This window comes from Paraburkholderia sediminicola (genome assembly GCF_902859805.1).
Classification (GTDB): Bacteria; Pseudomonadota; Gammaproteobacteria; order Burkholderiales; family Burkholderiaceae; genus Paraburkholderia; species Paraburkholderia sediminicola.
Genome location: NZ_CADIKC010000008.1, coordinates 366,084 through 377,979, shown reverse-complemented (window position 1 = coordinate 377,979; position 11,896 = coordinate 366,084). Strand labels below are relative to the sequence as shown.

General features: G+C 61.5%; 11 protein-coding genes. 10 read left to right on the top strand and 1 reads right to left on the bottom strand.

Annotated features, from left to right (window positions below; genetic code table 11):
• Positions 1–6: 6 nt before the first annotated feature.
• Entirely contained in the window at positions 7–816 is an 810-nt protein-coding gene (map, locus tag R8871_RS26865) for a type I methionyl aminopeptidase (RefSeq protein WP_074283095.1), read from the bottom strand.
• 400 nt (positions 817–1,216) lie between these two features.
• Between map and rpsB the strand changes: the two genes are divergently transcribed.
• The 10 genes from rpsB (at position 1,217) to R8871_RS26815 (ending at position 11,889) form a co-directional block, all read left to right on the top strand.
• Positions 1,217–1,969, top strand: coding sequence for a 30S ribosomal protein S2 (gene rpsB / locus R8871_RS26860; RefSeq protein ID WP_012433448.1), 753 nt, complete (start codon positions 1,217–1,219; stop codon positions 1,967–1,969).
• A gap of 193 nt (positions 1,970–2,162) precedes the next feature.
• Entirely contained in the window at positions 2,163–3,044 is an 882-nt protein-coding gene (gene tsf / locus R8871_RS26855; RefSeq protein WP_175053174.1) for a translation elongation factor Ts, read from the top strand.
• Between the two features lie 217 nt (positions 3,045–3,261).
• Positions 3,262–3,975 (top strand): UMP kinase, encoded by a 714-nt coding sequence (gene pyrH / locus R8871_RS26850; RefSeq protein ID WP_011488865.1) that lies wholly within the window; start codon positions 3,262–3,264, stop codon positions 3,973–3,975.
• A gap of 100 nt (positions 3,976–4,075) precedes the next feature.
• Positions 4,076–4,636: a ribosome recycling factor gene (frr, locus tag R8871_RS26845; protein ID WP_054035184.1), complete on the top strand. Its 561-nt coding sequence runs from the start codon at positions 4,076–4,078 to the stop codon at positions 4,634–4,636.
• Between the two features lie 64 nt (positions 4,637–4,700).
• Positions 4,701–5,483: a polyprenyl diphosphate synthase gene (gene uppS / locus R8871_RS26840; RefSeq protein WP_154566004.1), complete on the top strand. Its 783-nt coding sequence runs from the start codon at positions 4,701–4,703 to the stop codon at positions 5,481–5,483.
• Positions 5,477–6,298, top strand: coding sequence for a phosphatidate cytidylyltransferase (locus R8871_RS26835; RefSeq protein WP_175053173.1), 822 nt, complete (start codon positions 5,477–5,479; stop codon positions 6,296–6,298). The genes uppS and R8871_RS26835 overlap by 7 nt, the downstream gene beginning before the upstream one ends.
• Before the next feature lie 10 nt (positions 6,299–6,308).
• The gene (locus tag R8871_RS26830) at positions 6,309–7,514 is read left to right on the top strand and encodes a 1-deoxy-D-xylulose-5-phosphate reductoisomerase (protein ID WP_175053172.1); all 1,206 of its coding nucleotides are present in this window, start codon (positions 6,309–6,311) and stop codon (positions 7,512–7,514) included.
• Between the two features lie 7 nt (positions 7,515–7,521).
• Entirely contained in the window at positions 7,522–8,907 is a 1,386-nt protein-coding gene (gene rseP, locus R8871_RS26825) for an RIP metalloprotease RseP (protein WP_175053171.1), read from the top strand.
• A gap of 67 nt (positions 8,908–8,974) precedes the next feature.
• Positions 8,975–11,278, top strand: a complete 2,304-nt coding sequence (gene bamA / locus R8871_RS26820) for an outer membrane protein assembly factor BamA (RefSeq protein ID WP_175053170.1) — start codon at positions 8,975–8,977, stop codon at positions 11,276–11,278.
• Between the two features lie 74 nt (positions 11,279–11,352).
• A complete protein-coding gene (locus R8871_RS26815; protein WP_171925998.1) occupies positions 11,353–11,889 on the top strand; it encodes an OmpH family outer membrane protein in 537 nt (178 codons plus the stop codon).
• The last annotated feature ends 7 nt before the right edge of the window (positions 11,890–11,896 follow it).

Below are 11,896 nucleotides of genomic sequence, written 5' to 3'. Positions count from 1 at the left end.
AGTCGTTCAGGCCGTGGCTGCGACAACCGGCGGACGCGCGGGCGTGCCGGCCGAGACAGTCAGCACGTCGTAACCGGTTTCGGTGACGAGCACGGTATGTTCCCACTGCGCCGACAGGCTGCGGTCCTTGGTTTTGACGGTCCACTGATCCGGCATGGTGCGAATGTCGCGCCGGCCGGCGTTGATCATCGGTTCGATCGTGAAGATCATGCCGGTCTGCAGCTCGAGCCCGGTGCCGGGACGGCCGTAGTGCAGAATTTGCGGGTCTTCGTGAAACACCGTGCCGATGCCGTGGCCGCAATATTCGCGCACCACGCTGTAGCCTTGCCCTTCGGCATGCTTCTGGATGGCGTAACCGATGTCGCCGAGATGCGCGCCCGGGCGTACCTGATCGATGCCGAGCCACATGCATTCGAAGGTGGTCTGCACGAGGCGTTTGGCCATGATCGAGCCTTCGCCGACGATGAACATGCGGCTCGTGTCGCCGAAATAGCCTTCCTTGATCACCGTGACGTCGATATTCAGCGCGTCGCCGTTTTTCAGCGTCTTGTCGCCCGGAATGCCGTGACAGATCACGTCGTTCACCGAAATGCAGGTGGCTTTCGGGTAAGGCGGATAGCCGGGCGGCTGATAATTCAGCGGCGCCGGAACCGTGCCTTGCACCTGAAGCATGTATTCGTGGCACAGCCGATCCAGTTCGCCGGTCGTGATGCCGGCCGCGACGAACGGCGTGATGTAGTCGAGCACTTCGCTAGCGAGCTTGCAGGCGACGCGCATCTGCGCGATATCGTGTTCGTTTTTGAGCGTAATAGCCATGAGTCGGGCCTGAAATGCGATTTATTGCAAGATTATCGCACCATATTCCAGCTGCCGCAGGGTTTTGCCACGCTTTTGCAATATGGTGGTGAACATATAGGTGCAACCCGCCTGCGGCAAACGGGAGCTACCGGGCAGGTTGAGTCGGCCGATAGTCACGTGCTATAATCTTTGGCTAAGTCGATCTCTGTCTTATTTTGTTGCTCTATTGGTCACTCTGATGAGCGCAAACTGGCAGGAAAGGCGCCTCGTAGCGATAGTTGCCTGCGCTACAGGTAAGGCAGTACCAAGGCAGCAGACTCGCAAGCCGGCGCACCCAGGGTGTCCGTCGCGTTCAGCCAGAACGGCAGCGCGGCAGATACGGCAGCCGGCTTAAGACCCAACCCTCGCGGAGATTTTCATGGCAGTTACCATGCGTCAAATGCTGGAAGCCGGTGTCCACTTCGGTCACCAAACGCGCTTCTGGAACCCGAAGATGGCCCCCTTCATTTTCGGTCATCGCAACAAGATTCACATCATCAACCTCGAAAAGACGCTGCCGATGTACAACGACGCGCTGAAGTACGCGCGTCAACTGGCAGCCAATCGCGGCACGATCCTGTTCGTCGGCACGAAGCGTCAATCGCGCGACACGATCGCTGAAGAAGCACAACGCGCTGGCATGCCGTTCGTCAACGCACGCTGGCTCGGCGGCATGCTGACCAACTTCAAGACGCTGAAGGTCTCGATCAAGCGCCTGAAGGACATGGAAGCAGCGCTGGAAGCAGGCGAAACCGAACGCATGAGCAAGAAGGAAGCGCTGCTGTTCGAACGCGAAATGGCCAAGCTGGTCAAGTCGATTGGCGGCGTGAAGGACATGGGCGGCATTCCGGACGCGATCTTCGTGGTCGACGTCGGCTACCACAAGATTGCCGTGACCGAAGCGAACAAGCTCGGTATTCCGGTCATCGCCGTGGTCGACACAAACCACTCGCCGGAAGGCATCGACTACGTGATCCCGGGTAACGACGACGCTTCGAAGGCTGTCGCTCTGTACACGGCTGGCGTGGCTGACGCAATCGTCGAAGGCCGTGCTAACGCGGTCAATGAAGTGGTGCAAGCTGCTCGCGGTGGTGACGGCGACGAGTTCGTCGAGGTCAACTCGGAAGCGTAAAGCTGCCCCGTGTCCGGCAAAAAAGGGGGCTTTCTACAGGCCCCCTTTTTTTAAGCCGCGACAAAGTAGTGGTGTGCAGTTAGCAGTGCCTGAAACATAGTCCGTAGAAAATACGTGCGATGTTGAAACGAATTCTTGCCGCCGGTATCGAAGTCCGGGCGGCGTGTGACAGACGGAACTCAAGGAGCAAATGATGGCGGCAATTACCGCAAGCATGGTTGCAGAACTGCGCGCAAAGACCGACGCGCCGATGATGGAATGCAAGAAGGCGCTGACGGAAGCCGAAGGCGACATGGCGCGCGCTGAAGAGCTGCTGCGCGTGAAGCTGGGCAACAAGGCCAGCAAGGCAGCGTCGCGCGTGACGGCTGAAGGCGTGGTTGCGTCGTTCATCGGCGGCAACGCGGGTTCGCTGGTCGAACTGAACTGCGAAACCGACTTCGTTTCGAAGAACGACGACTTCCTGGCATTCTCGAAGACGATCGCTGAACTGGTCGCTACGCAAAACCCGGCTGACGTCGCTGCCCTGTCGGCACTGCCGCTGGACGGCTCGACGGTCGACGCAGTGCGTCTGGCACTGGTCGGCAAGATCGGTGAAAACCTGTCGATTCGCCGTTTCGTGCGTTTCGAAACCTCGAACAAGCTGGCAGCGTACCTGCACGGCACGCGTATCGGCGTGCTGGTCGAGTACACCGGCGCGGACGAGCAGATCGGCAAGGACGTGGCAATGCACATCGCCGCCATGAAGCCGGTTTCGCTGTCGTCGGACGACGTCCCGGCGGATCTGATTGCCAAGGAACGCAGCATTGCTGAGCAGAAGGCTGCTGAATCGGGCAAGCCGGCTGAAATCGTCGCCAAGATGGTCGACGGCAGCGTGCAGAAGTACCTGAAGGAAGTGTCGCTGCTGAACCAGACGTTCGTTAAGAACGACAAGCAGACGATCGAACAGATGCTGAAGGCTGGCAACTCGAGCGTGCAGAAGTTCGCGCTGTTCGTGGTCGGCGAAGGCATCGAGAAGAAGCAGGACGACTTCGCAGCTGAAGTGGCGGCTCAAGTCGCTGCTGCAAAGCAACAATAAGCATCGCTTAAGCTTCAGTTAGTACCGTTGGACCCGCGGCGGAGCAAGACTCTGCCGCGGTCGGCAGCGCCGCAAGGCTGCACGCGGGTGACCCTCGCGGCGCACGCCGCTGGCGGACCCCAGGGTTCGTCAATTTGGCGACGCTTGCCCGAATCAGCATTTCACCCCTACATTAGTCCCTTGTTGTTGCCCTGTTCTGCGCGATCTGGATACCTCTATGCCCACTGCCTATAAACGCGTCCTGCTCAAACTCTCCGGTGAAGCTCTGATGGGCGACGATGCCTTCGGCATCAATCGCGCGACCATCGAACGAATGGTAGCGGACGTGGCCGAAGTCGTCCGTCTCGGAACGCAGCTGGCCGTGGTGATCGGCGGCGGTAATATTTTCCGCGGTGTCGCGGGTGGCGCGGCCGGTATGGATCGCGCCACGGCCGACTACATGGGCATGCTGGCCACCATGATGAACGCGCTGGCGCTGCAAGACGCAATGCGCCACGCCGGTATCGAAGCGCGCGTGCAATCCGCGCTGCGTATGGACCAGGTGGTCGAGCCTTACATCCGCCCGCGTGCGATTCGCCAGCTCGAAGAAGGCAAAGTCGTGATTTTCGCGGCCGGCACCGGCAACCCGTTTTTCACTACCGATACGGCCGCCGCATTGCGCGGTTCGGAAATCGGCGCGGAAGTCGTACTGAAAGCCACCAAGGTGGACGGCGTCTATTCGGCCGACCCCAAGAAAGACCCGAGCGCGACCCGTTACACCACGATCAGCTTCGACGAAGCCATCGGCCGCAATCTGCAGGTGATGGACGCCACGGCGTTCGCGCTGTGCCGTGACCAGAAGCTGCCGATCCGGGTGTTTTCGATTGTCAAACCGGGCGCGCTCAAGCGCATCGTACAAGGCGAGGACGAGGGCACCCTCGTCCACGTGTAAACTCTCGTTCACATAACGTGGGCTTTAACGCGAGCCCAGGCCGCCGCATAGTGCGCGCGCTGGCCGGCTCGCACCGTTTTGAAGGTTCGGAGGTTTAAAAATGTCTGTGGCTGATATCAGGAAGGGCGCTGAACAAAAGATGCAGCGTTCCATCGACGCGTTCAAGAACGACCTGTCGAAGATCCGCACGGGCCGTGCACACACGGGCCTGCTCGATCACATCCAGTGCGACTACTACGGTTCGCCGGTGCCGATTTCGCAAGTCGCGAATCTGACGCTGATCGACGCACGCACGATCGGTGTGCAGCCGTGGGAAAAGAAGATGGTCCAGGTCGTCGAAAAGGCGATCCGTGAGTCGGACCTCGGTCTGAACCCGGCTACGCAGGGCGACGTGATTCGCGTGCCGATGCCCGCGCTGACCGAAGAACGCCGTCGCGAACTGACCAAAGTGGTCAAGAGCGAGGCGGAAACGGCCAAGGTCGCCGTGCGTAACCTGCGCCGTGATGCAAACGAGCAACTGAAGAAGCTCGTGAAAGACAAAGAAATTTCTGAAGATGACGAGCGCCGTGCGGGTGACGACGTTCAGAAACTGACGGACAAGTTCGTCACGGAAATCGACAAGCTTGTAGTGACCAAAGAAGCCGAGATCATGACGGTCTGAGGCCGGTTGGCTCAGCACCTTTAAGATCTCCACTTCTTTTTTTGCAGTCACTGTCCCGACGGCCATGACCTATACCAGCTCAACCGTGCGCGTGCCTGATGTCGCCGCGGTGCCGCGACATATCGCGATCATCATGGACGGCAACGGCCGTTGGGCGACCCAGCGCCGTCTGCCGCGCGTGGCCGGCCATACGCGCGGCGTCGACGCAGTGCGTGCGGCCGTCGAGGCCTGCGCCCGGCAGGGCGTCGAATATCTGACGCTCTTTGCCTTCAGCTCGGAAAACTGGCGCCGCCCGAACGACGAAGTGTCGTTCCTGATGCGCCTGTTCGTTACCGCGCTGGAGCGCGAGATCGGCAAGCTGCACGCGAACGGCATCCGCCTGCGTGTGGTCGGCGATCTGTCCCGATTCGATACGCGCATCCGCGACCTGATCAGGCGCGCGGAAACCAAAACCGCGCGCAATACCCGCCTCACGCTGACCATCGCCGCCAACTACGGCGGCCGCTGGGACATCATGCAGGCCACCCGTAAGCTCGCTGAACAATCGGCGCTGGCGGGCAAGGCGGTCGAGGTGAACGAAGACTCGTTCGCCGAACACCTGTCGATGGCTTATGCACCGGAGCCGGACCTCTTTATCCGCACCGGTGGCGAGCGCCGTGTCAGCAACTTCCTGCTGTGGCAACTCGCTTACACCGAGTTCTACTTCACCGATACGTTCTGGCCGGATTTCGACGCCGACGCGCTCGGCCACGCCATCGCATCCTACGCGGAGCGTGAGCGCCGCTTCGGCCGCACCAGTGCTCAACTCGAGCCGCAATCGCAGAACGTCGATTCGCTTCCATGCTAAAAACCCGTGTCATCACGGCGATCATCCTGCTGGCGATCTTTTTGCCGGTCACGCTGTTCGCGCCGGTGGGCGCGTTTGGCGCGTTGATCGCCTTCGTCGTCGTGTTCGCCGCGTGGGAGTGGGCGCGTCTGCTGAAGCTCGGCGGCGCGGGCCCGGTCATTTACGCGTTAGTCGCCGCGGTGGCGCTGGTCGCGAGCACGCGGCTCGGCACCGGTGTCGAGGAACCCCGGCCGCTCTTTCAGGCGGCCGCTATTTTCTGGGTGATCGCGGGGCCATACGTGCTCCTGCGCAAGCCGACCCTCGCGCAAGGCGCCTGGCGCGCGTTTCTATTTCTTGCCGGCATTGTGGTATTCGTCGCGTGCTGGCATGCTCTCGTCGCCGCGCGCATGCAGGGCGTGGCCTTCGTGCTGTCGCTGCTCCTATTGGTATGGCTGGCCGATATCGGCGCATACTTCTCTGGAAAAGCTTTCGGAAAACACAAGCTGGCGCCTGCCATCAGCCCGGGTAAGACCTGGGAGGGCGCGATCGGCGGCTGGCTGGTGGTGATGATCGTCGCGGCGGCGGCGGCCTTTTTGCACGCGTTCGAGCCGACCCTGTATTCTGCGCTGCTGGCGCAATGGGGCGCCGTACGTACGTTGCTCGCACTGACCCTGCTGGTGGCGTTCAGCGTGGTGGGCGACCTGTTCGAATCCATGATGAAACGCCAGGCCGGCGTGAAAGATTCAAGCGGCCTGTTGCCTGGGCACGGTGGCGTACTCGACCGCATCGACGCATTGTTGCCGGTGCTGCCGCTTGCCATGCTGCTGCTCGGCTAGAGAAAGAGATATGCAAAAACGTCTGACATTGCTCGGTTCCACGGGCTCGATTGGAGACAGCACGCTCGACGTCGTCGCGCGTCATCCCGAACGCTTTTCGGTTTATGCGCTCACGGCGCATCGCAACGGCGACAAACTCGTCGAGCAATGCCTGCGCTTTCGGCCTGAAGTCGCGGTAGTCGGCGATGCCGATACCGCTGCGCATGTTTCGGCAAAGCTGCGTGAAGCGGGTTGCAAGACGGAAGTCACGTACGGGCCGCAAGCGCTCGTCGACGTGTCGAAGAGTGACGGCTGCGATACGGTTGTAGCGGCGATCGTCGGTGCGGCAGGCCTCGCGCCGAGTCTCGCCGCCGCGCGCGCCGGCAAGCGCATCCTGCTCGCCAACAAGGAAGCGCTGGTCATGTCCGGCGCGATCTTCATGGACGCGGTGCGTGACAACGGCGCCGTGCTGCTGCCGGTCGACAGCGAACACAACGCCATTTTCCAATGCCTGCCGCGCGAAGCCGCACAGCATGGCGGCGTCTCGAAGATCATCCTGACCGCTTCAGGCGGTCCGTTCCGCACGCGCGAACCGGCCACGCTGGTCGACGTCACGCCGGACGAAGCCTGCAAGCATCCGAACTGGGTCATGGGCCGTAAGATTTCGGTCGACTCCGCCACGATGATGAATAAAGGCCTCGAAGTGATCGAGGCGCACTGGCTCTTCGATCTTCCGGGTGAGCGCATCGAAGTGCTGATTCACCCGCAAAGCGTGATCCATTCGATGGTGTCGTACGCCGACGGCTCGGTGCTCGCACAACTGGGCAATCCCGACATGCGCACGCCGATCGCGCATGCGCTGGCATTTCCGGACCGCGTCGATTCGGGCGTGGCCCAACTGGATCTGCTGCAGGTCGCATCGCTGTCGTTCGAAAAACCGGATTACACGCGCTTCCCGTGCCTCGCGCTCGCCGTGAAGGCGCTGGCCGAGGGAGGCCTCGCGAGCGCGGCTCTCAACGCCGCGAACGAAGTCGCTGTGGAAGCGTTCCTGTCGCGCCAGATTGGTTTCATGGCAATCGCACAGGTAGTCGACGCCGTACTCAACGCGTTGCCGAACCGCAGCGCGCACGCGCTGGAAGACGTGATCGAAGCGGATGCCGCCGCGCGCCGCGCCGCTGCCGACTTCATCGCGCGCCTGCCTGACGGCGCCCGTCGCACGGAACGCGCCGTCCAGTGAGGCGCCTATGAACCTGCTGATCGAACTGCTTGCCTTCGCGGTCGCGATTGGCGTACTCGTGGTCGTCCACGAGTACGGGCACTACAGCGTCGCGCGTTTGTGCGGCGTCAAGGTGCTGCGTTTTTCGATCGGCTTCGGCAAGCCGCTGTTCCAATGGGTGAGCCCGAAGACGGGTACCGAATGGACGATTGCCGCGCTGCCGCTGGGCGGCTACGTGAAGATGCTCGACGAGCGCGAGACCGGCGGGGCGCCGATTCCCGCTGCAGCCTTGCCGCATGCGTTCAACCGGCAGTCGGTGTGGCGCCGTTTCGCGATTGTCGCGGCCGGCCCGGTCGCGAATTTCCTGCTTGCCATTGTGCTGTTCGCCCTCGTGTTCGCCACGGGCGTGACGGAGCCAGCGGCTGTGGTGGCCGCGCCTGCGCCGAATACGCCGGCCGCGCTGGCCGGTTTCGACGGTGGCGAAACCATCGTTGCGGTGCGTGCGGAGAACGCCGGCGAATCTGAGCGAGTGCGGTCTTGGTCGGACCTGCGCTGGAAACTGCTGGGTGCGGCATTCGATCACAAGCGCGTCGTGCTGAGTGCAAAAGATGCGCACGGCACCTCGGATTTCCAGCTGGATCTGCGTGGCGTCACCGAGAAAGATGTCGACGATGACTTCATGTCGCGCCTTGGTTTCGAGCCGGGTGGCGGCAAGCTGACGGTCGCCGGGGTGCAGCCGGGGAGCGCGGCGCAAAAGGCAGGCCTTGCGGTGGGCGACCGTCTGCGCGCGATCAACGGTATCCCGACCGACAATGCCACGGCCTTCATCGCTTATGTAAAATCGCACGCCGGCACACCCGTGACGCTGCAGGTGGAGCGTGGTGGGCAAGCCGCGGGCAGGCTGGAAGACGTTCGCATCGTTCCGCAGTCGCAGCGCGATGACGCAAGCGGGCAGCAAATCGGCCGTATCGGTGCGGAACTCGCTACCCAGGTGCCGTCGATCGACGTGCGTTACGGGCCGGTTGAAAGCCTGCAACTGGGCGCGCGCCGTACGTGGGATCTGGCTGTCTATTCGGTGCGGATGTTCGGGCGGATGATCGTCGGCGAGGCTTCGCTGAAAAATCTTTCTGGCCCCGTGACGATTGCCGATTACGCAGGAAAGAGCGCACGTCTAGGTCCATCTGCATTCCTGTCGTTCCTGGCCCTTGTCAGTATTAGCCTCGGCGTACTGAACCTGTTACCAATTCCGGTATTGGACGGGGGTCATCTGTTATATTATTTGGTTGAAGCTGTAACCGGCAAAGTTGTCTCCGATCGCTGGCAACTCGTTTTTCAGAGGGCGGGTCTCGCCTGCATCGTCGCGTTGTCGGCGATTGCGCTGTTCAACGATCTGGCTCGTTTAATCCATTTTTAAAGTGTCTGGCGGCGTTCACGATGGCGACCGCCCGACCTGATGCAGCTATACACACTGGGGAAGCACGTTGTTTAAACCTCATCGCTTTGTTCCAAAGACGGTTATAGCCGCGGCGTTTGCCGCGCATGGGCTGGTTGCTCACGCAACGACGCCCTTCGTGGTGCAAGACATCCGGATCGAGGGATTGCAACGCGTCGAACCCGGTACCGTGTTCGCGTACCTGCCCATCAAGCAAGGCGACACCTTTAGCGACGACAAGGCCTCCGAAGCCATTCGCGCGCTGTACGCCACGGGCTTCTTCAATGACGTCAAGATCGCGACGGAAGGCAATGTCGTCATCGTGCAGGTGCTGGAACGTCCGGCCATCGGCACGATCGACTTCGCCGGCATTCACGAGTTCGACAAGGAAAACCTGACCAAGGCGCTGCGCGCGGTCGGTTTGTCGCAAGGCCGTTATTACGACAAGGCACTCGTCGACAAGGCCGAGCAGGAACTGAAACGCCAGTACCTGACGCGTGGCTACTATGCCGCCGAAGTCACCACCACGATCACGCCGATCGACCGCAATCGCGTGTCGGTGCTGTTCTCGGTGGCTGAAGGTCCGAGCGCGAAGATCCGCCAGATCAACTTCATCGGCAACAAGGCGTTCAGCACCGGTACGCTGCGCGACGAAATGCAGTTGTCCACGCCGAACTGGTTCTCGTGGTACACGAAGAACGATCTGTACGCGAAAGACAAGCTCACCGGCGACCTCGAAAACGTCCGCTCGTATTACCTGAATCGCGGCTACCTCGAGTTCAACATCGACTCGACGCAGGTGTCGATCTCGCCGGACAAGAAGGACATGTATCTGACGGTTACGCTGCACGAAGGCGAGCCGTACACGATCAACAGCATCAAGCTGGCTGGTAACCTGCTCGACCGCGAGCCGGAGCTGAACAAGCTCATCAAGATCAAACCGGGTGACCGCTTTTCGGCTGAAAAGCTGCAAGCCACCACCAAGGCGATCGTCGACAAGCTCGGTGAATACGGCTATGCATTCGCCACGGTCAACGCGCAGCCGCAGATCGATCAGGAACACCACAAGGTCGACCTGACGCTGCAAGTGGACCCGAGCCGCCGCGTGTACGTGCGCCGCATCAACGTGGTCGGCAACACGCGCACCCGCGACGAAGTCGTGCGCCGCGAAATGCGCCAGCTCGAAAGCTCGTGGTTCGATTCGAACCGCCTCGCGCTGTCGAAAGACCGGATCAACCGCCTCGGCTACTTCACGGACGTGGACGTGACCACGGTGCCGGTGGAAGGCACGCCCGACCAGGTCGATGTGGACGTCAAGGTGGCCGAAAAGCCGACCGGCGCGATCACGCTGGGCGCGGGCTTCTCGTCGACGGACAAGGTGGTGCTCTCGGCCGGCGTGTCGCAGGACAACGTGTTCGGTTCCGGTACGAGTCTCGCGGTGAACGTGAATACCGCCAAGACGTACCGTACCTTGACAGTCACGCAGGTCGACCCGTACTTCACGGTCGACGGCATCAAGCGCATTACAGACGTCTACTACCGTACGTACCAGCCGCTGTACTACTCGACCGACTCGAGCTTCAAGATCGTCACGATCGGTGGTGACCTGAAGTTCGGTATTCCGTTCTCCGAAGTCGACACGGTGTACTTCGGCGCGGGCCTCGAGCAGAACCAGCTGGATATCGACGCGAACACGCCGCAAAGCTATATCGACTACGTGCACGAATTTGGCCGTGTGTCGAACAACGTGCCGATCACGGTGGGTTGGTCGCGCGACGCGCGTGACAGCGCACTGGTGCCGAGCCGTGGTTACTTCACGCAGGCGAACGCCGAATACGGCACGCCGATCGGCGGCACGCAGTACTACAAGGCCGACATTAACGCGCAGTACTATTATTCGTTCTCGCGTGGTTTCGTGCTGGGCTTCAACTTCCAGGGCGGTTACGGTAACGGCCTCGGCGGCAAGCCATATCCGATTTTCAAGAACTACTACGCGGGCGGTATCGGTTCGGTGCGGGGCTACGAGCCGAGCTCGCTGGGTCCGCGCGATGCGAAGACGAACGACCCGATCGGCGGCTCGAAGCTGCTGGTGGGTAACGTCGAGTTGACGTTCCCGCTGCCGGGCACGGGCTACGACCGCACGCTGCGTGTCTTCACGTTCCTCGACGGCGGTAACGTCTGGGGTACGGAAGGTAACAGCATCGGCGCGAACGGCCTGCGTTACGGCTACGGTGTCGGTCTTGCGTGGATCTCGCCGATCGGCCCGCTCAAGCTCAGCTTGGGCTTCCCGCTCACGAAGCACACGGGCGACCAGTATCAGAAGTTCCAGTTCCAGATCGGGACGGCATTCTGATCCGGCGGAGGGTGGCCCGGGCCTTTACGGGCGGCTTCCGGCGGTGGGCCCGGCCAAACTACAGTATCGAGAGGATGACTTTGCGAACCGGTATGTTTTCGAAACGTGTGGCTTGCGCGCTGGCGCTGGCAATGACGCTGGGTGTCGGCGTAGCAGGGGTCGCGCACGCCCAGGAAGCCAGGATCGCTGCGGTGAATTCGGACCGTATCCTGCGTGAATCGGCTGCCGCGAAGGCCGCACAGGTCAAGCTCGAGGCGGAGTTCGCCAAGCGCGACAAAGACCTGGCCGACATGGCGCAGAAGCTGAAGTCGATGTCCGACTCGCTCGACAAGAACGGCGCGTCGATGTCGGCCGCCGATCGCGCGCAGAAGCAGCGCGATCTGTCGCAGCTGGATACGGACTTTCAGCGCAAGCAACGCGAGTTTCGCGAGGACCTGAACCAGCGCCGCAATGAAGAGCTGGCGGCGGTGCTCGACCGGGCCAACAAGGTCATCAAGCAGATCGCCGAGCAGCAGCACTACGACCTGATCGTTCAGGAAGCGGTGTACGTGAGCCCGCGCATCGACATTACCGATCAGGTGCTAAAGGCACTGGCGGCATCGGGTAACTGAACGCACG

Bases quoted from the DNA above. Each gene is read 5' to 3' on its own strand.
- map (WP_074283095.1), bottom strand. From the start codon at position 816: ATGGCTATTACGCTCAAAAACGAACACGATATCGCGCAGATGCGCGTC.
- rpsB (WP_012433448.1), top strand. From the start codon at position 1,217: ATGGCAGTTACCATGCGTCAAATGCTGGAAGCCGGTGTCCACTTCGGT.
- tsf (WP_175053174.1), top strand. From the start codon at position 2,163: ATGGCGGCAATTACCGCAAGCATGGTTGCAGAACTGCGCGCAAAGACC.
- pyrH (WP_011488865.1), top strand. From the start codon at position 3,262: ATGCCCACTGCCTATAAACGCGTCCTGCTCAAACTCTCCGGTGAAGCT.
- frr (WP_054035184.1), top strand. From the start codon at position 4,076: ATGTCTGTGGCTGATATCAGGAAGGGCGCTGAACAAAAGATGCAGCGT.
- uppS (WP_154566004.1), top strand. From the start codon at position 4,701: ATGACCTATACCAGCTCAACCGTGCGCGTGCCTGATGTCGCCGCGGTG.
- R8871_RS26835 (WP_175053173.1), top strand. From the start codon at position 5,477: ATGCTAAAAACCCGTGTCATCACGGCGATCATCCTGCTGGCGATCTTT.
- R8871_RS26830 (WP_175053172.1), top strand. From the start codon at position 6,309: ATGCAAAAACGTCTGACATTGCTCGGTTCCACGGGCTCGATTGGAGAC.
- rseP (WP_175053171.1), top strand. From the start codon at position 7,522: ATGAACCTGCTGATCGAACTGCTTGCCTTCGCGGTCGCGATTGGCGTA.
- R8871_RS26815 (WP_171925998.1), top strand. From the start codon at position 11,353: ATGACTTTGCGAACCGGTATGTTTTCGAAACGTGTGGCTTGCGCGCTG.